At 42.7% G+C, this 25,139-nt stretch carries 4 protein-coding genes and 1 pseudogene; 4 read left to right on the top strand and 1 reads right to left on the bottom strand.

Annotated elements, in window-relative coordinates; genetic code table 11:
• Positions 1-674: 674 nt before the first annotated feature.
• Genes KKE17_09040 through KKE17_09030 form a run of 3 tightly spaced genes read left to right on the top strand, consistent with a single transcriptional unit; the run spans position 675 to position 24,517 of the window.
• Positions 675-17,117, top strand: coding sequence for a hypothetical protein (locus KKE17_09040; protein MBU1710133.1), 16,443 nt, complete (start codon positions 675-677; stop codon positions 17,115-17,117).
• Positions 17,110-23,499, top strand: a complete 6,390-nt coding sequence (locus KKE17_09035; GenBank protein ID MBU1710132.1) for a hypothetical protein — start codon at positions 17,110-17,112, stop codon at positions 23,497-23,499. The genes KKE17_09040 and KKE17_09035 overlap by 8 nt, the downstream gene beginning before the upstream one ends.
• A gap of 1 nt (position 23,500) precedes the next feature.
• Positions 23,501-24,517, top strand: a complete 1,017-nt coding sequence (locus KKE17_09030) for a hypothetical protein (GenBank protein ID MBU1710131.1) — start codon at positions 23,501-23,503, stop codon at positions 24,515-24,517.
• A gap of 33 nt (positions 24,518-24,550) precedes the next feature.
• Here KKE17_09030 and KKE17_09025 read toward each other — a convergent pair.
• Positions 24,551-24,847 (bottom strand): annotated as a pseudogene (locus KKE17_09025) (transposase).
• A gap of 60 nt (positions 24,848-24,907) precedes the next feature.
• On the opposite strand from KKE17_09025, the gene KKE17_09020 reads away from it, so the two are divergent.
• On the top strand, positions 24,908-25,139 hold a 232-nt coding region (locus tag KKE17_09020), incomplete at its 3' end, for a transposase (GenBank protein MBU1710130.1).

Here is a 25,139-nt window from a genome sequence, read left to right as displayed (position 1 = left end):
TTAAGAAAATGCTATAATATTAACAACTTACTGAAATAATTATAAAAAACTGGTAGAAAATTTTGGAGGATTTTCTCTCATTTTGACCATTTTCCAGGTTTTTCGTCCCCAGATCGTCCCCAAAACTAACCTTCAGATGGTTTAGTTTTGTCTCAGTTGTCCCTTCGATATTTTAATCAGATTTATTATAAACTAACAGACGGAAAGGTTCATTCTCGATTTGAGATCAAGAAGGATATTTCCGTAAACAATTATGCTGACACTCAAACAGTTGGCAAACCGCTCCTGTTTGTCAAAAACATTATCAGTGTTTGACATCTAGAAATTATTTTGATAGTAACTAACAGTTAGTATCTATCAAATGTTGCCCAATGTGCGTGACATAAATTCATTTATCCTAGCATTCCGGTGGGTTGGAGTCATTTGAAGGTTTCAATGTTGATTTCCTTGAAATCTTTATTTGTGTAAGAGTTTTTTTTATTCTTTGTTTGGTAACTTTTGTTGTTGGTGAAGAATGTAACACATTAATATTGTTGAATAAAGAACATATTCTTCTTGGGGGGAGGAGCTGTTCGGCTGATAGAGCCTATCCGTCTCATTAATACTCTTTAAATATATTCTGAGGTCAATCAATGCACAATTTGTGTGTGTGGTCCAGTTTGCGTGAGGCTTTCTTGTATTACAAGAAAAGAATTTTTTTGTTTTTTTATTTTTTTCTGATTGTATCACCAGTCTCACATTCTTTGGCCGCCGAATTCATTGCTTCTACCTTAGTTGATCACGGCGACGTGATTGTCATGGAAGTGGAGGGCGATTATGACGCCAATCTGCCGGATGGGCAGTCAAATGCTCTTCCTCGTCAGGAGATTGCCAAAGAATTTATCGCAACCCACCAAGATGATTATGACTTCTTGGTAATTATTTCAAATTTCGACTTCCTGATGCCTCAAGATGAAGCCATAGCCTTTTATCATGAAGTAAAAAACGATGTCCAGGGCATAGGCAAAGACCTGTTTAACAATTCAACGTTTTACGGAAGTAATGGTGTGCTTCAGGGCACCATTGATATGGGTAATATCCAGTCCATCGGTGTTGACCCCCTTGATCCAGGTTTTTCAGAAACAATGGGAACCCTGAGTCACGAATTACTCCATAGGTGGGCAGCAGAAGTTACCTACAGAAAACCTGATAACACCATCAGCATCGATCTTCTTGGCAAAGGTGGATCGCATTGGAATTTCCTGCTTGATACGGCAGGTTCTCTGGAGTACGGCAATCGCTGGATAAATAACGGCAACGGAACTTTCACTTCGCTTGCCGGGAGGAAATACTTCAGTCCACTTGATCTTTATCTCATGGGATTTATCGATAAGAGTGAAGTGCCTCCCATGCTCCTGATCGACAATGCAGGAATTGATCATGAGAGATTGCCAGAGCCAGGTGTTACGATTGAAGGCGCCGCTCAATACGTTTCCATTGATGATATAATCGCCGCAGAGGGCGAGCGCATTCCAGGTGTGACAGATTCTCAGAAAACCTTCAGAATTGGTTGCATTTTCGTAACCCGGCCCGGCACTTATTCCGAGAACGATCTCTACGGGATCCGGAATATTATGCAGAACTGGACCATGTGGTTTTCCGGTCTCACCAACGGTGTCGGCAAGATTGAAATTGATACCGCCCCCTTCACGAACCTCCCTGAAAATCCTGGTCCTGAAACACTTCTATTTGACCCGAGAACCGCAGCTCCTGAGATTAATGACGGTGTTGCCTGGTTGATGAATAATCAGGACGTGAATGGAAGTTGGCAGGATGGGTTTTACACTGCAGAGCGGGACACATCCGATACCTTGATCGCTCTCAGTGATTTTACCAATACAACTCAGAGTTCCGATAAGGGAATTGCCTGGTTACAAGGCATAGAAACAACCAATCTGGACTATCTTGCCAGGAAGATCCAGGTGCTCTCCCGTTCCGGGCTGGATGTTTCTCAACTGCATACCGCTTTGCTTGCCCGGCAGAATCAGGATGGCGGCTGGGGAAGCAATATCAATTATATCAGCAATCCCACGGATACATCCCTTGCATTACTGGCCTTGGCAACAATTGGCAACACAAACATCGAAGTGATAAATCCTGCAATAGAATATCTCAAAGGTCAGCAGAATACAGATGCAGGGTGGGGTGCAGATGGCACGAGCAATATTTTTACATCGGTAAACGTCATTACCGCCTTTAGCAGTTATCAGCAGGACTATGAGCTGGACGGATTTATTCAAAATGGCCTCGTCTGGATATACAGTAAACAGAATATCGACGGTGGTTTCGGTAATAGTCCGAGTACTGTTTATAACACCGCGACAACCCTGATTGGTCTTAAGCAATTCGGTATCTCATCTGACGTCACGGATCGGGCCTTGAATTATATTCTCGAACGGCAATCGCAGGATGGCTCATGGTATGCCAGCGCCCATCAGACTTCAAAAGCAGTCAATGCAATGTGGGTTGCGATGCGGGATCCTGACCTTGTAGTAAGTACTTCAGATATCATTCCCTCTCCTGAAAATATAACTTCTCTTCCGACTCAAGTAGATCTTTCCGTAACTGTGCATAATAATGGGATGACCGATGTTGCGGACGCACAGGTAATTCTCTATGAAAACACAATAAGTGAAGAAAATAAGCTTGGGGAACAGTTTGTTGCCGTAATCAGCCAATCATCTGCAACTGTAGTTTTTAATACCACAATCAACGATGGTAATTCTCATCGCTATTTTGCGGTTGTTGATCCGGATAACCTGATAAAAGAGGCAAGTGAAAACAACAACATTGCCCTTAGGATGCTCTATCCGGAACCGACCTATGATTTTGAAATTCTCGCTTCAGATCTCACGGTAACGCCTGAGACTGCTAATTATTTTCAAGATGTAGTTATCCATAACCTGATTTCAAATCATGGCACTCTTGACTCTTATAATGTCCCTATCAAGTATTACCTCGACTTACCTTCGGGAGCAGTTGAAATCGTTCTAGAATATATTGATGTCCCCTCAGGACAAACCATTGACCATGAATATATTTGGAAGGCCGATGTAGTTGGGGAAGGAATGCCTCTTAATCTTCAGATTGATCCAGAAAATGCTTTTGCTGAACTTTCAGAAGCCAATAACCAGTCAAATAAACTCATCACTGTCAATTCCGCAATAGACCCGAATTTGACTTTAAGCTATTTGGATATAGTCGCAGACCCAACGCCTGCATCAGAAAAAGGGACAACTACTTTATCTGCCAAAATTGAAAATAATGGATTCGCACCAGCAGAGAATGTTGAAGTTCAATTTCATTTGGGAGATCCTCAAATGGGAGGGGAACTGCTGGGGGCCTCGACAATACCTTTGATTCCCATAAATGGCTCTGAGACTGCTTCTCATGTATGGACTGATATCCCCGTATCTGGAGAAAAAGTCATATCAGTTGTTGTCGACCCTGATAGTAATATCAATGAAATATCTGAAACTGACAACAGTGCATTTAATACATTAAAAATTCTGACACTTCCAGACCTTACACTTTCAATTCGTTCAATTTCTTTTTCTCCTGATGCCCCGAAAGAAGGAGATATTTTAACAATTGAAGTTTTGGTGCAGAATGCAGGCGAGCAGGATAGTTCTTCGGTGACTGTTGTGATTTCAGAAAATGGAAATCAGATAGGGGAGGAAACCCTTGCTTTTGTTGAAGGGAACTCACAAGGTTCGGTTTTTTTCACGTACGACACAATTGGGAAAACAGGCCTTCATACAGTTACAGCCCAGGTTGATCCCAGCGACACAATTCTGGAACAGGATAATGAAAACAATACAGCATCGAGAAATTTTGGGGTTCAGGATTCGAATCTCTGGCTAACCGAACAATATATTTCTCCAAATGGGGACGGTATTCAGGATTCAACTGATTTTACCTTCCGACTTGAATCTCCTCAAACTGTAGAAATTGTTATCGTAAACGAATATGGGGAGGCGGTTCGAACTTTCAGTGGTAGTGAGTTTGAAAATGTCGCTGCCGGTGCTATAAGCTGGGATGGCTTGGATGACTTTGGCAGAGTAGTGGAGGATGGTCAGTACCAAATTCAAATACGCTCAGAGGATTCAATTCTTTCAAGCTTGGTAATCGTAGTTGATAACAACAAGCTCCTCTGGAGTACAACTGCAGGCACTGATTATATTCTACAAAGGTCAACTAATACACCAAAGAATGCCGTGTGGTTGCCTGATGAGAGCGGTTTTATTTATTCTAATATTTCTTCTTTATTAGCTTGTCGTTATGGTGTGAAATCTCCGTTGTGTGGCCTTTTTTATTATTCAATTGATGGCGCCACAAAAGTCAGGTTGACCAAAGAGGAGTGGTACAATGATTATAACAGTAACTATAGTTATCACTATGAATATGTTAATGACAGCGAATGCGACAACGTATTTTTTAAAATTTCTGATGATAGCAAAAAAGTGGCATTTATAATTTTAAAATATAACAAGCTTATTACGCAATGGGAATATCAGTTATGGTCGGTCAATACAAACGGAGGGGAGTTACATCTGGTTGAATCGTTAAATACTGAAAGTTACAGGGGTGTATATTGGTCTCCAGACAGTGCCTATCTGGCATATAAAATTTATGATACTGTAACCTCAGGTTACAAAATCATAATCAGTAAACCTGATGGATCGGAAAAGGTAGAAATCATACCGAATTGGTCAAATTCGACAGGTTCATATCAATCATTCAGGTGGTCACCTGACGGCAAAAAGATTGCATACGCTTCTGAAACACACCTCGTTGTCAGTGATATTAACGGCCAACAGGAAAATATTTTTCCAGTGCAATCGCCTTCTCACACAATTATTGAATGGTTTGATGAGAATCAAATATTACTAAGAGATTATAATCTTGGTTTAAGCGGGAATCTTTTTAATATTTGGGTCATTGATACAACCTTTCAGCAACAACCGTTAATGGTTGCTGAAAATGCTTACCTTTTTGCTTTAGATCTATCTCTTTTAGGGTGTAATCGATGGGGTGGTGGGGGTTCTGGGTACACAGATAATTATATTTCTTTGAGTCCTGACAAAAATCATTTTGCATATTTAAAAAGTCCATCTGATCACACAATTGTGGTTTGTGATAAAACAGGAGTATGTAAAACCGCAGTTGAGGAAATGGACAATTTTTATGAAAATTCTTACAACTTTTCTTGGTCACCTAATGGTAAGAAATTTTTCGGGTCGAATTGGACTGCGGGTTATTTTTTCACTTATGATATTGATAGTGATCAAGTAGATTTTTTCCCCACTGAAAATTGGTGGATCACTTGTTTAAGACCCCATATTCCTTCTCAGGACGAACTTCCATCGAATTATAAGGTTTGGCCTTATCCTGAGGAATTTTGTAATAATGTGTATGATGATATTGAGCTCGAGCCGGATTATTGGCTAAGTGATAACATTATATCTATTTGGAACAAGAAGTTTATTAAATATAATCAAAGTCCTATTTACCATGAGAGTATTCTCAATATCACTAATGGATCAACATCATACTTTCCGATAGGAGGTAATGTTTCTCCTCAACAGAATTATATATTTAAACCAGGAATCGTAGCAAGCTCACTTCTCCCTCTGACAACTGAACTTCAGGTTACAAAAGATGATTTTGCAGTAATCCTGAAGGGTATAGCCTCAGATCTTAATTTTTCAGGCTGGACCCTTGAATATGCGAATCAGCAAACACCGAATGACTGGCACCTGATTACTCCCCCCTCTGAGAAACCTGTTATCGATGATGTCTTTGCCGAATGGGTGCCTCCCTGTGAAGGCACGTTCTATGTAAAGCTGACCGCAACTGACAAGGCCGGAAACACAAAATGGACTCGAAAACGAGTCAGTTGGGGTAAGAAATTTGCCATAACAAATCTCTATAAATCAGGAGAGTTGTTTTCGCCGAATAATGATGGAGTGAATGATACAGTTTCGCTTCATTTTACCATTAACGAGCCTGTTCATCTCGAGTTCAACCTTCTGGATAATGAAAATAATTTACTGAGGACGTTCCCTGGCGATTTTGCTGTTCCCGGCCCATATTCAATCGTATGGGATGGAATGGATGACCAGGGAAATGTTGTGCTCGACGGGATCTATAAGATTAAAATTTTGAATTATGAGTTTTATTTCCAAGTTGATAACACTCTTCCGGAAATCAAACTTGAGTTTAGTGAAATTACAAACAGAATATCTGTCAGCCTAGACGCCCTTGTCTTGGATGAGAATCTCAAAGTTTGGACCATTGAATATGGCGAAGGGATAAATCCCTCAGAATGGTATTCCCTTAAAAATGGAGAGAATGAGGTATGGGCTAAGGATGACAAAAACGATCTTATTTATGACGGAGAAGGTAATCTTGTTCCTGGGGAAGTCTTTTCGTTTTCGGAAAATGATCTGGAATTTCCCATCAATAAACGATTCAGAATTGTAGCCGAGGACTATGCAGGAAACAGTAATACGTTCGATGTTATTTTTGGTGAAGAAATTTTTGTTCTCCGAAGATGGGACGATGCTTTTATCAGCCTTAATAGAACTGCTACTGGAAATTTTCAGTCAACCAATTTGCTCGAAGCAGAATATGTTCAAGCTGAAATCCATACCCTGAAGCTTGTAGAAACCATACTTCCACAATTCGCTTCCATGACTATCCAATACCGGACCAACAACACATGGTATGACGATACTACGATAACTGAAATTGCTTTGACAAATCCTGAAATCGAATGGGATGCATCAAGTTTTGAGATACATGAGATTCAGGGTGTAAGAGTTTATGCGGAAGATGCGACTGGAAGAGAATTTTATTCAAATAACGCTTATTTCACTCCTGAAGTTTTCTCTATATCTTTCTGTCACAAACCACTCTCAATGCAGGATCTCATCTATACGTCGATCTCGTTGTATGAAGATCTGGCATTTCAAAAAATTCAGATGCAAAGCAATGGCGATCCGGATTTTGTTGAATGGACAGATGTCTGGGTGAAAGATGCCGCTTCAGGTGTGTCAAGTCAGATCGGCGCACCACCCCTTTCTGATTTTCTTCAGGATGTTAACTATAATTTGAGAATGATAGGGATAACTCCTTCAGGTGAAGAGTACATAAGTAACAGCGAAAATTATCCCCCCGTGGATTGCCCTGATAGTCAACCAGAAGAAGATCCTGTAAAAAAAGGTAGACTGGAACTTGATATTTCCCAGGATGAATCCTTGGAATGCAATTCTATAACTTCGAACGCCACTATCTCTGTTCTTTCAAGTGGAGCAATATCCTCATATCCTAAGACAGTCACTTATGTCATCGAAAACACAGGAGAGCCCCAACTCCTTAGAAGTTTTGATTTCGCCACTCACCGTTGGGGCAAATTGGAAGTCGATACGTCGATAATGGCTGAAGGGGTCTATCCGGTTTCTGCGACTCTGGGATATGAAAGCAGTACCGATGTTTACACGGATAATCTGGTTGTTGACCGAGCGCTTCCTCTTAGTCGGATAACATACCCTGACAGTTCTTCTGAAATTTGCCCAAGGCGTATAGATAATCAAGACGGTTCCTGGTATGGCATAGATATCGAAGGAATAGCGACAGATAATAATGAAGTGCAGCGCTATGAAATATTTTACGGTATCGGCGCAAATCCAACGCAGTGGTTACCTGCAAAAACACAGTCTGGCTGCGGTGAGAACCAACAATGCAATATCTCCGTAGAGATTGCAAAGCAGGGCTTGCTCGGGACATGGGATGTTTCAAATCTCTCTGAAAGCCTTTACACTTTGAAACTGAAGGTTGTTGATCAATCCGGAAACGTCAGTTGTTCTTTTGCAACGGTCATCTTCGATAAAATTGTCAATGTGGATGCATCAATTGACAATTACCTTATCTCGCCAAACGGAGACGATATTTTTGAAGAAGTATCACTATCTTATCACATTGACGAGGTATCAACACTTGATGCAAAAGTCTATGGCCCTTTTGATTCTAAAGAAAAAGCTAATACACAAAGTTCTTTGATTCGGACTGTTGTTGAGGGAGTCACCCAATTAGCCGGAGATGGAGATTTTGTCTGGGATGGCAAGGATAACACCGGGGGGGGCGTTTCGGATGGTTGGTATGCCTTTGCCTTATTTGCAACAGATTCTTGCGGAAATGTTAATCAAAAAACTTTTCTAATTGAAGTTGACAATTCTCCACCGATAACTACCATAACCTCGCCCTTATCAACTATAATTCAAGATTTAGCAGTTGATGTAACAGGCACTGCAGCTGATGAACATTTCCTTAAATATAGACTTGTAGCGTTAAACAGTAACAATCACAGTGAATTGTATATCCTTGCAGAATCAGACATTCCAGCTGAGGATAAAACACTCGGCCTCTGGAATACGTTTGGACTATCGGAAGGGCAATGGGACTTGAAATTGTATGCAACAGACTTGGCTGGAAACAGCAGTGATGCAACAGTTACTGTAAATCTCGAACCTCGACCGGATTTACTTAAGACGTTCTTGGTCGATCCTGAGATTTTTTCACCGAACAGTGACGGAAACCTTGAAAACGGCCAAATCCAATATGAATTGACAGATATCTGTGATTTGACAATAAATATATTGGATTCTAATAAAACACTTATAAAATCTACTACTTTTTCTGCTCACCTACCCGGTTTCCATACATACCATTGGGACGGGACTGCCAACTCTTCCGCTCCTGTTCCAGATGGCACATATGGTATCGATATCATAGCAGCACTTACTTCAAATAATTCTATCGTACAAAATGAATCAATTACCGTTGAGATCGATACAATACCTCCGATCATTGAAATTCTCTCACCGCTTAACGATACCCACCTCAAAGAATCTTTAAATGTTTCCGGGACTGTAAACGATGCAAATCTTGAAACATATTCCATGACTTATAGTAGCAGCCAAGAAACTGTAACGTTTGCAAGCGAAAATCGGGTCCGTGAAAATCATACATTTGCAATACTTAATGATTTACATGAAGGTAGTTATATCCTTCATGTTGCAGCTGTTGATGCTGCCCAAAACTCCTTTGCACGGGATATTCAATTCACTGTAGATAATACACCTCCAGCGTTTGACTTTGTTACCCCCTTAAATGGTGAATTGTATGGGTTCGGAAAGGAAGTAATCGAAATAAAAGGCACAATAACTGAAGAAAATTTTTCTGGATACACACTTAGATCTGGTGTTGGTGAAGAACCAATCGAGTGGACTCTTCTTGTATCTGAAGAAAATCTCCCTTCAAATGAAGAGTTATATCAGTGGGATGTGGGACAGAATTCAAATATTTCCGACAACTCCTATACTCTCTCTCTCGTTGCTATTGACAAAGCTGGTTGGGAAATTGAGAAGCGAGCTTCAGTTATTGTTGATAACACGGTTCCAATCGTTGCAATTACATATCCATTAGAAGGAGGGTATTTTAGAGAGAACGGTGCAATATTAGGCACTGCTTCAGACCAGAACATATCGGAGTATAAAGTTGAGCTATCTGGAGGAGAGTGTTTAAGCGCCTACCAATGGATTATTCTGAAGAGAGAAGCCGTGTCAGTAATAGATGGTGATCTTGCTAGTATAAATGCCTTACCTGCTGATGGGACTTATTGCTTAAGGGCGACAGCTCTTGATACGATTGGAAATAATGCTGTTGTCACAAGAACTTTTCATGTTGACACAATACCGCCAGCACCGCCGGTCCTTAATGGTCATCTGATAGAGGATCAAGATACATTGCTAAGCTGGACTCATGAAAATGTTTCAGATGTGGCTGGATATAATCTTTACAGGAACGGCCAGCGAGTCAATAACGATCTTCTGACAGATCAAAACTATACCGATTATAATTTGTCTGAGGGTGGTTTCTCATATGAAGTAACCGCCGTTGATGCAGCCGGATCGGAAAGTAATTTCTCTAATGCAATAAAGATTGTCATCGATAACACCGGGCCGGATGTAAACATCACCTCGCCTGAGAATGGGGCTACTGTTAGTGATCTTGTTGATATAAGGGGGACTTCGAGCAGTTCTGATGATTTCAAGGAGTACAGAATTTCTGTCAGAAGCGGAGCGAATCCGTCTGAGTGGCAACTTATCAGGGAATCTCCAGTCCCGATTCGTTCAAACACCTTGTATCAATGGGATACTATTGGCCTTAGTGATAATGTTTATTCGCTCAAACTGGAGGCTGAAGATCTTCATGATAATATCAGCAGCAAAATTGTTATTGTGACAATTGATAACACTCCACCGGCTGCACCGGTGTTGATTTCAGCAGTACCTAGTGGTGATTCGGTCGACCTTTCCTGGCAGGCAAATAATGAGGATGATCTGGCAGGATATCTTTTATATCGTAATCATCAACTGGCTAATGTTTCTGGATTTACCTATGGAGATTTGAAGCCATATCTTATTTCTGGAACCATGTACACCGAGACCGAAGTTCCTGACGGAGTTCATCACTATTATCTTATTGCTATGGACCAGGCCGGTAACACAAGCGATCAGTCAATAATCCTTGAAGTAGATCTAGATAATCGCGCACCACAAGCCAGGATAAAGGTGCCTACAAGTGGAATAGTTTTTCAAGAACCGATTATATTGACAGCTGACTCGGAAGATTCTGATATTGCAACAATCCAGTTCCAGTACAGGAAGTCTAATGAAGCCATCTGGACTGATCTTGGTTCCCCGGTCACAAGTCCTTTTGTGGTTACCTTTGATCCAGCAACCTTACTATTAGATTATAATGATTATCTTCTTCGTTCAGTTGCTACAGATGTGGGAGGTAGAACAGATAATCAACCTCAGGAAATCGTAGTTACATATACTGACCTAACACCTCCGTCCGCACCTTCCGGTCTTCAAGCAAAAGTTGTGAGTGGTATAGTTACCCTTTCCTGGTCCGGCAATACCGAGCTGGATTTGGCCGGGTTTAATGTTTACCATCAGTCATCAAAATTGAACTCACAAATTATATTAGATGAATTTTATGATTACCCCCAGTATTCGTCAGGGTTGAGTGGTGGGGATTATTCTTTTCATGTTGCAGCAGTCGATATATATGGAAATGAAAGTGAAATGAGCCCCTTGTCGGTCAATGTACCTGGAGCGATACTGCAACAACAACCCAGGGTAGTAACCGAACAGAATATTACATTGGAGGGAATGACACAGCCTTTACTCAATGTGGAAGTTTTTCATGATACCCAAACAGGGGTTGTATCCTTAGGGAGTGTTTCTGCATCTCAGGAGGGGAATTTCATAGTTGATGCTATTTTAATTTCCGGAGACAATTCATTTTATTCAGTTGCCACCGATTCCAAAGGTAATACCAGTAAACCATCTAACATAATCATTGTTTCCTACTCAGAACCACCATCTCCACCAACAGGTCTGTATGTGGATGTTTCGGAATTTGATGTTCATGTTGCATGGGATCCGAATCAAGAATCTAATATTCACGGATATAACCTTTACCGAGACGGAATTAAAATTAATGAGATCCAACCTCTCGACATCCCGAATGAGAATCTCACTGCTTCGGGGAACGCACAATATGCATATAGAGTCTTTGATTCCAACATCCAATCGGCCTGGTATGACTGCGGCATAAATTTATCAAGTCCAGGGTGGTTAGAAGTCCAATTTACATCTGAGATCCAAATTAGTGACATTGGAATTGACTGGAAAGATGAATTTTATTCAGGGAGGGATTTTGAAATTCAGGCTTGGATTGAAGGCACATGGCAATCAGCAGCTATTTTTACTGGAAACCAAGAAATTAAGATATCCTCAAATTTTTATCCACCGATTAAGACAGATAAAATTCGAGTAAATATCACATCAACCAATAATCCTGAATCGGGAAGCTGTGCCATGCTTTCTGAATTAAGCATTCTTCAAGAAGCCCATATAATTGAGAATGTATATAATGATATTGGCCTTGGTGACGGGGAATATCATTATCAAGTATCAGCAGTGAATGTCTATGAACTTGAAAGCATCCTTTCGGAGCCTGTTTCCATAGTTGTTGGAGATATCGTCCCACCAGCACCACCATCTAATCTGATTGCAACTGTTTCAGGAAATGATGTTTCGGTTTCATGGGATGAAAATTTGGAAACAGATTTAGCAGGGTATAACTTTTATAAACTTGTGAATGCTGAATGGATAAAGATCAACACGTTATTATTAACCCAACAGGCTTATCAAGAATTTGAATTAATTAATGCTACCTATAGTTATCGAGTTACTGCTGTGGATAATACAGGAAATGAAAGTGAGTCATCGATGGAAGTGTCGGCTGTAGTTAATATTATTCCACCGGCAAGTCCAACGAATTTGCATATTTCAGCGCCTGTTGATGGTGGACGACTTGAACTGTGTTGGAATGCTTCTATTGAGCCTTTCGAAGGTTACGCTCTTTATCGCAGTATTATTTCAGGAAGTTCTTACAATCGGGTTAATGAGGGATTGATTCAGGAGACTTGCTATATTGATGATGAACTCATAAATGGCACACAATACTATTACATAGTTGTCAGTGTTGATCAGTTCGGAAATGAGAGCACCCAATCCAACGAAGCGTCATCGACCCCACAGGATCTTGAATATCCTATGGTTCCGCAAATAATTGAGCCAACCCAAAGTGGTTATTCAATAACAACCGATTCAGACAATATAACCATTTCCGGGAAGACTGAATCCAACGCAATTGTCTCACTTTTTAATAATGAGGAATTTATTTCTGAAACAATTGCGTCAGCGAGCGATAACATAAAGAATACATACCGATATGGAATTAATGGCAAGATAGATGTTTCACATACCGATGGAATCCTAGCATATAATTATTCAAATTCACGCATACTGTTTTATGGTTTGGCAGAGTATCACTCTTCAATACTTTTAAAATCCACTGTCTCATATATTACCTGGTCAGACCCGGGAGACATGCTGGCATATGTTTACCAGAATGGAGGATATTTCAGGATAGGTATTTATAATTTTATTACGAAAACGGATTCAAATTTAACCGAGTGCAGCGATTGCGCTGAAGTTTTTCCGTCATGGAGTGGTGACAGTATTGTTGCATATATAAGTAAAAAAAATGGAAGCAATGATCTATGGATGAAAAATTTTGAAACAGGTGGAATTTCTCAATTAACCAACGGATATTCTATTGATTTTGCAGAGATTGCACCTGATGGTAGTAAGGTCGCTTTCTTCGAAGGTCAGACACTCTCTGTTATTGATCCCGAGACATTTGAAATAACCCTAATTGACAGCCTTATCCATAGATCCGGGGAAATCCCCTCATTAGGATGGAACCCGGATAGCTCAAGTATTGCTTTTACCTCAAGTAGAAATGGTGTCGTTGATATTTATGTGTACGATTTCAGCCTTGGACAGGTTTATCAGGTAACTGATACAGACCAAAATGAACTTGAGCTGTCATGGTCTGACAGCGGTAAAGATCTTGCCTATATCAAAGAAATCCAAGCTAATTCATGGGAAGTTAGGATTGTTTCTGTTGAAGATATGAACAAGGATCATATTGTCGAAGCCATCAAAAATAATAAGCCTTCTAATCTTATATGGCGCCCCTCAGTATTGCATTATTTATCAGGCCCTTATGTTAAAACAGTCCATTTCGCCGGTACTTTTACCTTTGAGAATGTCCCGCTTAATGCCGGTGAAAACGTCTTCACCGCCACAGCCATGGATGATGGCGGCAATGTAAGTGACCCGTCGGATGAGATCGTTGTTTATCTTGATCCGTCATTCCTTCCTGATCTGGAAGTTTTTGACGACGATATCTTTATTTTTCCAGTAGCGCCCCTTGCCGGACAAGAGACAGTCATTAGTGTGCCGATTAGGAATCCCGGTTCGTTTGATCTTGAGAATGTTGATACGTCGATTTACATCCTTGATGCCACTGGCAGGATGGAACTTGTCAAAACCGCCACTATCCCCTCACTGATCAGCGGCTCGGAAGAGTGGCTCAGCTTCACCTGGGATACAACAGGAAATGTCGGAAGGAACACTATCTATGTAACAGTTGATCCGCAGGATGTGTTTAACGAGGCATCAGAAACAAATAATAATGCAAACAAGGATTTTTATGTAGTTGAGGAACATGGAATTGCAATGAGTGTAATGCTCGATTCGGATCAATACCGCAGTTACGATTATCTATCTGTCATTATTGACTTGTTTAATAGTGGCCTTGATCAAGATGTCACTCTCGATATCACAATCGAGGATGAGAACAGCTATCTGGTAGAAAATTTTGATTCTCTTTATGCGACTCTAACATACGGCGTTGTTGATAATTATATCCTTTACTGGAATACCACGGATATTTTTGCTGGAAACTATCAACTGCGGGCCAACCTGAAAGATTCTGCCAGTATAACCATCAAAGAGACCATCATTCCTTTTGTCATTCTGCCGGAATTGGTTATTGAAGCAGCCGTGTCAACGGCGAAGATACATTTCGGACCTGAAGAGGATGTTTCCGTTAACATAACGGTTGCCAATAATAGTCTTAATTCATTAGTTGCCGGTCTAGATGTTCAGATGACAATCAAGGATAGCGAGGGTACTGAAGTCGGTTTAAATTATTTTGATAATCTGGCTCTATTGAGCGATACAAATGTAAGTTTGAAGTCTTCCTGGAATACAGGCCTCGTTGCTCCTGGAGATTACCTGATAGAACTCACTTGCTTATTGAATAACGAGATCGTTGCCCAGGATTCCTCGGCATTTGTTATCGATACTGTGTCCGAACTTTCCGGTGCGGTTACGATTGATCCCGAAGTAGTGACTTTTGGAAATGGGGCCACAGCCCACTACACAATAACAAACACTGGCAATGCCTCAGCCGGGGCGGTGGAACTCAACATCCTCCTACTCGATTCATTAACAAGCACTATTATTGCGACAGCTGTGGAATCAGTTGACCTTATCCTTGGTGATACCCTTACAGGCAACGTCACGTTCCCTGCCGACCTCCTATCACTCGGCAACTATACAATCCTAATGCAGGCATATCACGAACAGACCATGCTGCATATCGGGGATACAATATTCACCGTAAAAGATCTCACTGCTCCGATTGTTGAAATTATTTCACCGGTGCAGGCAAGCATTCTGAACGGTATCTTCGACCTGGAGGTTAAGGCGACCGATGATGCGTCCGGGGTGTCAGGAGTGGAGTACAGGATCGATTCTCGCACCTGGCTGCCCATTCCTTTAACCAACCAGATATCCGGGGTTTACTCGCTGGCATACATCCCTCTGGCTGAAGATGAAGGCGAACACAGTATTCAGTTCAGGGGTACGGATAATGCGGGGAATGTTTCCTGTGCTGTATCTTCACTAGTGACCATTGAGCTGTGTAATCCGTTTGACGAGCTCTCCGGTTCGGTGACAATTGGGCCTGATCCGCTCTACTTTGGCCAGGATATCTCCTTTGTTTATCATATTAATAACGGTTGCACCAAAGATCTCCAGGGCCTGACGGTCAGACTGAATATCAATGATCCCGTAACGGGCAGTGTCGCTGCTTTTGTATCCACCGTCAATGTGCCTTCCGAGGGTAATTATAATGGAATATTCACATTTTCTTCACTTGATCTGAATGTCCAGGTTTATGATGTCCTGCTGGGAGTCGAAATAGACGGAGAGAGCGGATTAAAAACTCTGGAAATCTCTTCGCTTGAAGTGCTGCCCGCCCTTGAAGTAACTAACGGGATTGCGGATCAATCAAACGTTCTAGTCTGGTTGAATCGTATCATCACTGGCAATACATTTCCGGCGCAGTGTTCTGATCAGGTGCGTATTGATCTTCTTAATACCATGCTGAGCAATGGGGTTGATAAATATCGAATCGTCTGTGACAAGAGTGAATTCGAGCATGAACTCAGGAACCCGTTTTTCACCGACATACTAATCCTGGGAGATCAACAGCCTCTTACCGACCACCACATCGATGAACTCATGGATAAAGTCTACTCCGGAACCGGGCTTGTCAGTGCCGGTTGGCTGGAACACGGCACCCATTTTGAAGGAGAGAATCTCTTCCTTGGCATTAATGACAAGGGTACCTTGGCAGGCAGTCAGCATGAGATACAGCTCCTTGACAGCCCGATCACAACTGCGGATGTCTGGGCAGTCAACTCATATGCCTGGAGAGTCGAGATAGCTGCCAATGCTACTGTCGCAGGATGGATTCTCGGCAATAACTCGAACAATTATCCAGCCATAGTGCTCAGTGATTACGGGATCGGCAAAACAATATTCTATGCCTTTGACCTGAGCGAAGCGATAACGGATCTCAATTTGGCAGAGTTCTCCGATCTGTTGACCCTGTCATTGGCCTACGTTCATAAGGTTGCTGACCAGTCAATTGTCAAGCCGTATCACATGGTGCCTCATGCCTTGACAACCACAAGTCCGGGCCGAGGATTTGACTTAAGCGTGGCCATATCCTATCCGCCGGAATTGAGAATTTATGATACGCAAACCGATACATGGGTTGTTGAAAATCCATGGTTTTTCAATCTTCCTGTTGCTTCAGGAGGAACCATAGTAATGCCGTACAGTATTCTCCTGCCCGATACATTGGGAACCTATACGCTTTCCATTGAAAACGGTTTCATGGATCAGGATCAGTATGTCCCGCTGCAGACAGACACCTATGACATTGTTCTCGACCAGGATAGAGCAGCCCTGATCGACAGTATCATCGGTGAAGTGAGTTCATTGCAGCTCTCAAGCCAGGATAGCGCCAAGGCTGCGGATATCATCGCCTGTCTTGAAAATGTTCGAGCAAATGTAATCATTGATATTGGTGACCTTCAGGTAAATATCCATGAGATCGAAAAAGCCATTGATTCATTACTTCGTATTGAAAGTATTGATATAAGCGATATCCGGCTCCAACTTGACACTCTGCTGCGCATTGAACAGGGCAGGTACTATTTCTATGAATAAAGGAACGATTTTCATGCAGCAAAAAAGAAGATTATTATTTCTGGTATGTACCATACTGTTTTTACTGGTTCCGGTTCTGGCCCATGCCTCCGACCTGACCCTGGAAAGAGACCTCCAGAAAAATCTCAAGCAGAGTAAAGGCCTGCTTGCAAAGATCGAAGGCGCATTGGTCTCGGGAGGATCATATTCCATTGACCTTGTTCAGCTGAAAGCGCTGGGCGAGTCAATCCGCACCGGCCATTCGACGCTTCTGGAACGGTTCCAAACCAGAGAGATCCAGGTCAACACGCTTGGTGCCAGTGCCGTGTCCAGGCATGCAGCCATGCAGGAACAGTATGAACAGTCTGTTGCCCAGTATCTTTCCTATCTCGATGATCTGAATAACACCCAGGTTACCCTGGATGAAATCCTGCAGTTAAAGAGCATCCTTGAAGGCATCCTGCCCAAGAAGAAACGCCGTATCCATGGCAGTGTTCCGTACCGGCACCTCAACCTGCCCGCGCAGACGCCGCAAACGACTCCAGTGGTCACCCCGGCTTATAAAGGTGGAGACAAGGTCGTGGTTGCCGCAGATACCGCCGCAAGCCCTGAAGCGCCAATCTCTCTTGAGATTGCCCGACTGGCCGAATCCCTCAACTGGAATCCGGTGGAGATGTATGAATGGGTGAAAAATACTATCACAACCGAGTGGTATTGGGGTGCGATGAAGGGTGCGGAAGAGACCTTGCGCCAGAAGAGCGGTAATGATGCGGATCAGGCCGCGCTCCTGGTTGCGTTGTTCCGGTCCGCCGGTTTTCCGGCCAGGTACGTTCGTGGGGTGATTGAGTTTTTCCCGGATATCGAAGCCGCGAAGATGCAGACCGGGCTGGATGATCCCCTTGAAATAGCCCGTTTTTTTCAGAAAGCCGGAATCCCCTATGAAGTTGTGATCGCCGGCGGCAGGATCAATAATTTCAAAATCGAGCATGTCTGGGTTGAGGCTGAGATTCCCTATGACAATTATCGCGGTGCGGTGATCGATGAACACGGCAAGACCTGGTTGGCGCTCGACACAAGCATCAAGGTGACCGGGTACACGTTAAGTACTCCGGCGGATCTTTTAAACAATATGGATCTCTCCGGGATCAGGACCGGCTACCTTGCTGATCTCAAGGCCGAGACCCCGCTTGAATATCTCAAAAACGACATCAATAATAAGCTGGCTCAGAGCAATCCGGGCACTGTCTATGAGGATCTGCTCCTCACCCGGACGATCAATCCGGAACACATGAAGATTATCCCGGCAAGTCTGCAGTTCAAGCAGACGGCCATCACCGGTGAATACACCAGTCTGCCTGCCGATCTTCTGCACAATGCCCGGATCAAGGCTGCAAAAGTTGACGGCACTGTTCTATTTGACCAGGCCCTGCCTGTTTATCAACTATCCAATAAGTCAATTGCATTGACCTTTGAACCCGAGAGCGTTGAAGATCAGGAGATCATGCACGCCTATGGGGGCCTGGACAATACCCCGTCCTATCTCATCCATCTGCGACCGGTGCTCACCGTTGACGGGTCCCGTGAGATCGTCGGCCAGGGCGGGCTTTCAGCCGGGGCTGATTTTTCTCTTTCTGTGGAGCTTACAGCCCCTGGGGCGTCCGAGCGCATCGAAAACATGCTTATTGCCGGATATCCGGCAATCATCGGACTTTCCGCCCAGCAGGCGGTTCTGCCTGAAACCATCCCCTTGGAAGACAAGAATGCCGAGCGTCTACTCTTTGAGCAGGCCATGTCATACATTGATCAAGGCAACAAAACCGAAGAGGAGCTTGCCTCCCTTCTGCGGATGACTATTGCCCGGCCTTTGCCTACTCTGGTCACCCTGGGCGGAGTATTGGATGTTGTCTATCTGCTTAATTCGCCACATGGTTATGAATGGAAAGGAGTGTATCTGGATGCGGACCAGCGGATTGCTGAAGCCGCAGGTGTTGTTTCCTTTGCCAATGGTAACGATCCAAAATCTCTTTTCATGGGGCTTTCGTCACTCCAGGGCTCCATCCTTGAAAACCGTACCTTTGAAAACGGATTCGGAGTGGAATCGATTTCTACAGCCAAGTTGCTTGCCCTTGCCAATGAGGGCGGCATTCCGGTTATCACCATTGATGCAGCCAATATCAATGCAGAGCTTCCAAACTTGAATCTTCCCGATGCAATTGCCGAGGACATCACCAATGCGGTGAACCAGGGCTATGTGGTCACTCTTCCTGAAATCGAGATGTTTCACGAGGATTGGTCCGGGTTCGGTTATATCAAGGAGAATCCCGCAACCGGCGAGTCCGGTTGGATGCTTTCCGGTGAGATCGCGGGTGGGATGACGGCCTGGAACAAAGAGAAGTGGCCGGAGTATATCGGGAATAAAGTGAAGAATCCTTTTGCGGAGCCTGCGAATTACGATCCATTTTCTGCGAATTATATTCAGAAGGTTGTGGCTTATGATCTCCAGAAAGGTAAAGTGGACAAGTCATTGGACAGTCCTTTACAGGTAATTATTACGGACAAAAATCATCAACCGGTTGATGGTGCCGAGGTTGTTTTTACAGTTAAGGCCGGTGGCGGATTTCTATACGCGAACCAGATGGATGCTTTAAATAATAACGGTGGAACTGAAATCCTTACGATTCCCAGCAACGTTTCCGGTATTGCCCAAGTCTGGCTCGTATTGGGTAAACATACAGCCAATAATACACTGCTTTGGCCGGAACCAGACAAAACTTACAGCACCCAGGTTGGAGAAAATATTGTTGACGCCAAGCTTGCATCAACTGGAACAACAATTGCCAAACCTTTTACAGCTTTCGGGTTTCCAGGGAATCCGGTCAATATCAAAAGACCCCAGGGGAGTGGCGACTATGGATACATCAATAGCTGGGCTGGTCCGGTTGTTGTGATTGTTGAAGACGAGTTCGGCAATCCCGTATCAAATCAAGTAGTCACCTTTACCGCACAGACCCCTGTGAGTCTTGCCCAGTGTGCCAACCCCAGCTATGATGAAAGCAAGGCGTTGTTGATCGATCCGGATGACGCCTGTCTTGCCAATTTCCCCACTCATGGTCCTTCTTGCGGAATCAATACCCTGTCGCAGACCACCGACAACAAGGGCGCCCATGTCCAGGTTGTATTGGGCGGCATGACCCAGGGAAGATACGACATCGCGGTGACCTCGCCAGGCATGCCTGCGACGTCCTTTTCCATGTTCACCCTGCCGGTGGTTGACTGCGAGGGGACCGACGGCCCAATCAATCATTTCATGTTATCTCATCAACTGGTTTCAGACCCCATGGGCAACCTGATCAATGCCAGCAAGGTCAATGAAGATCTTGAGATAACGGCGGTGTGCCGTCTGTTAAAGGAAAAAGTTGATGCCGGCGGCAACGGGACCGGCGTGTTTGATATCGTCAACAATTTCGGGCAAACCGTGACCATTGGCAGCGTTGTCGCCACGCATTCATCAGATGAGAACGGCGTATTCACGGGTACATATACTCTTCCGGCCCTTGCTCAGAAAAACGATGTGGAAATCGTCTGTTCCGCACCATTCGGCGCAGGCACAATGGAAGAAACAACAAGCATATCCGTCTATGGCGTTGACATCGAAACACCGGAACAATACATCATCCCGGTTGATGAATTCGGCATTGTCAAGGCGGCCCATGAAATCGGCTTTACGATTCTGCCTGCTGAATATCAGGCCGTGACCTCTTATGTGTTTGTCGGCAAAAACGGCGAGGCGAATTTGATTATTCCTGCTGAAACCTCAGGTACAGGCTTTGCGACATTCACCAGGGGATTCCAGTTCGATATGGTGGCGGCTTACGAAGCTCAGGTTGTGCTCAATTATAATTCCGGAGTTGAAATTAGAAGCGATACCAGGCCTATCCTGCCCATTGCCATAGAATTAGATGCGGATATGGATCGAGATGGGAAGTTTGAAGAGGATGACCCTGCTGAATATTCAGGGACCGGTCTCATCATCCCGCTCAATGTCAATGACGACGATGGTGATGGTATACTAGACAATATCGATGGTTTTGATGCAGACGGTATTGTCAATGCCGACGATACCATGATGGATGGAAACGGCGCTATTGTTCCGGATAAAGACCTTGCGGAAATCAGGCTCACCGGCCTGCCTGCAACACTTACCGGAGGTAGGGTGGTTCTTGAAGCTATCCAGGGCGCTGACAAGGTTCGTATCTGGACGAATAATAAGAAAGGCAAGAATAATATACTGATCGACTTTGCCGCAACCGGCTCGGCGAAGAAAGAATGGGTAATCGGCACTGACATTGCTGATCTTTCCGCGCTCACGCTATCTCTCTATGTGGAAGGGATTAAAGAAAGCGCTGCCGCATTTGATACCGCAATTCTTGTAACCAAATATATTTCGCCCCTAGGAGTTGAGGTTGAGATGGATAGGCTGGTGATGAGTGTTATTGATCTTAAAATACTCACTGATTATAACCGAGATAGAAAAATTGATAGCGAGGATGAACAAAACTTCTACTTGGGTAAAACCTTTTATTTTTGGTTGAATGATGATGATGACGAGGGCGAAGTGCTGGTGGATTCTCTGGATGATATACCCGGAGCGCCAGAGAAACCCACTCGACGATATCAATTTCTCCCATCTGCTGATCCTTCAAGCTGGTATCTTAGAGACTCGGAAAGTAAAAAGGTTGATGGAGTTAGAGACTTATTAGACTTTTTTCCTGTGTATATAAAATTCAACAATACATCTTTGTTGAGCAGTTCGACACGGCAGTTCAAATTAAGAACAGTAACAGGATCAGTGAATGTTGCTTATACAAACTTAGGACTGGACAGTGAAGGGAATTATGACTTTTTGATAAATATTGATAAAGCCAGAGATGTTGAGGATGCAGAGGTTATTTATGTCAATAATCAGGGCACAATTCTTAATGATGCAATATTCCTTGATCAATTACGTAATACAGGTGCAGGTGTCTTGTTGGTGGAGGGTGTGGAACAGGTTGAGAACGGTCTTGTACTGGAAGTATTGGAAGATAATTATGTTATAATGAAGAGAAAATTAAACCTCCAAATCTCACCAGTTGAAACCATGTTCCGGCACAAGAATTTGAGACGAGTTTTAAACCAACAAGATGGCCCTGATGACAGACTGGGTGAACCGGTGAATTTTCCAGACAATGAATTCTTGGATAAGAATTTTGTTTTTATGCATGGTTTCAATGTTGATGCAGAGGCAGCCCGAGGCTGGCATAGTGAGATCTTTAAACGCATGTTCTGGTCTGGATCAAAAGCAAGATTTTATGGTGTTTCCTGGTATGGAGATGATTTAACAAAGATTCATTTTCAACGTAATGTTATTCATGCCCTCAATACGAGCATGGCATTTGCTACTTTTGTAAACGGTTTAGCTGGTGAAACTACAGTTGCCGCCCATAGTCTTGGTAATATGGTAGTTGCTGCTGCAATACAAGATCATGATTCCGACCAACATATTGACCATTATTTCATGATAAATGCAGCTATTACTCGTGAATCGATTAATTCCACACTAGATAGAGACCCTGCTATGCTTCATAAAGAATGGCGGGATAAGGGATATGATGAAAAACTCTTTTCATCAGAATGGTATCAGCTCTTTGGAGCCATTCCTGATGATAAACGTTCGGAATTGACTTGGCGCGACAGGTTCTCAAAGGTTGCTAATATAGATGTTTATAATTTTTATTCACCTGATGATGAAGTGCTTGCTAACTTTTCTCGTTATTCTTTTCCTGGATTCACAGATGCTGATGATTATCCTTGGTGTATTCAAGAACTGTTTAAAGGGCGATATCATAATGCCCTTGAAGATATATTAGATGTCAGTGATAAAATGGGTTGGGGTTTTAACGACCATGAAACAAATCCCGGAGATGGATGGTTCAAAATCCTGGGTTATGACTCTCAAGGTTTTCCAATTTACAAGAGATATACAGCTCTTGAAGCAGAAACAGAAATACTATCGAATAAAGAAATTTTGAAAACAAAACCCTTTTTCAGAAAGGGTACTGATCTGGATCTTCTTTATGATGATATCCTTGGAAACGGTTATGCTATGGATAATTACCACATGCTTATGACTCGGGGAATACCTGCAAGAGGTTTTGCGATTGGCGCAAACAATCTCTTTGGAGCTTTATCTTCAAGAGATTTAGAAATGTCTGCTAATAATTATCGTACAAATGGTTGGCCCGTCACGGAAAAAAGAGATTCTGATAAGAAACAATGGCTCCATAGCGATATTCGAGATGTTGCTTATACATACAATTACTTATTGATTGATACAATTAATCAAAAGGGAGGTCTTAATTAGCATGAGAAATAAATACAGAGCTATTTTATTTATACTGTTTGTTTTTTTCTGCTATGGGTTAACTTGCCACGCTTCTTCTTTGCCTCGGCCAAAAGCCAAGTTGACAATTAAGGTAATTGATGAAGAAACAGGCTTGCCGATTCAAAATGCAATTGCCGGCGCTACATTCCGTATTGGTGGTTGGGATGCGGAATTTACGAGGGTGGAAGGACCTACAGATAAAACAGGAAGGTATACTGTCACAGGCAAAGGGAGTAGGAAAATAACATACGGTGCAAGGCATAATGATTATTATAGCACCGGACTGGAATATAATTTTAATCAAATTGAAAGTTTTACTCAACTCCGACATTCTCCCTGGAACCCCGAGTTAATTGTTAAACTCAGAAAGAAAAAGAATCCCGTTCCAATGATTGCATTGCGAGTTACTGCTGCAGTTCCTGAATTAAACAAGGAACTCGGCTTTGATCTTATTGAAGCTGACTGGGTTGCACCATGCGGGAAAGGAAAAGTAAGTGATTTTATTTTTCAGGTAAAAAAGGATTTCAAAAGCAAAGATGAATATTCCGGCGAAATGATTGTAACTTTCTCAAATAAGTTTGACGGGATTTACACATACCCTGTGGAGTCGAATTATCCAAGTGAGTTAAAACTTCCTCATTTGGCTCCTGATGATGGATATGAAAGAAGTCTTTTAAAATATGAACGTAGGGTAACTAAAACGGGAACAAACATTAATATAAATAAAGATCAACATTATTATTTCCGTATTCGTTCAGAAGAAGACGAGGAGGGGAATTTAAAAAGAGCCATGTATGGTAAAATTCATGGTGACATCCTATTATTAAATACTTTTAGCATCGTAAAATTAGACCGAAACAAGCCTCAACTTATTAGATTTGATTACTACTTCAATCCAGACTATACCCGGAATACAGAATATAAGTACAAATCCAACCTGTATAAGAAGGGTGTAACTAAAAGCAAAGACTTAACTGTAGAAATGATCAATAATTGAACAGATCTGATCATATTTACCATCAGTGCTGTCTCATAAATTATTCCACAGCAAAAACTGCGGAGAAACAATATGTTGCGAGTTTGGCGGCTTGAAAAGTTCTTCTAAATTACGCCGGGAAAACAAATTTAGCTGTAAAACTCGGAGTATTTGTTGCATCGAGCTACCCAGCTTTGCTTTGAAATTAAGGAATGCAACAAGCAGATACACGCACAATGCGATCCACACCTGAGTGAGAACTGCGTTTCTTGAAGTGCCCAGAAATGTTTTGACCTTCAGGTTCTGCTTGATCCACTTGAAAAATTGCTCAATCTGCCAACGTTCCTTATAGAAAAGGTAAAAAGGGGTCAGGCTTGACAAATGGGTATTCTGGGGTTAATGATTTAACCCATGGCAAGAAAACCCCGACTCCATTATCCAGGCGCCTGTTACCATGTTATCCTCCGGGGTAACGGTGGCAATGATATATTTTTTGATAAACAGGACCGCAGCCGGTTCTTTTTTCTTTTGCAGCAGGGCATAGAAAGATACAAACATCGAATCCATGCCTACTGCCTGATGACCAATCATGTTCACCTGGCAATCCAAGTCGGTGAAACCCCCTTATCCCGCATCATACAGA

The sequence above is a fragment of the Pseudomonadota bacterium genome (assembly GCA_018823135.1).
In the GTDB taxonomy this organism is placed as follows: domain Bacteria; phylum Desulfobacterota; class Desulfobulbia; order Desulfobulbales; family CALZHT01; genus JAHJJF01.
The sequence above is the reverse complement of the archived record's forward strand: the minus strand, read 5'-3'. Positions and strand labels throughout refer to the sequence as shown.

Coding starts and splice junctions, on each gene's coding strand:
- KKE17_09035 (MBU1710132.1), top strand. CDS start 17,110: ATGAATAAAGGAACGATTTTCATGCAGCAAAAAAGAAGATTATTATTT.
- KKE17_09030 (MBU1710131.1), top strand. CDS start 23,501: ATGAGAAATAAATACAGAGCTATTTTATTTATACTGTTTGTTTTTTTC.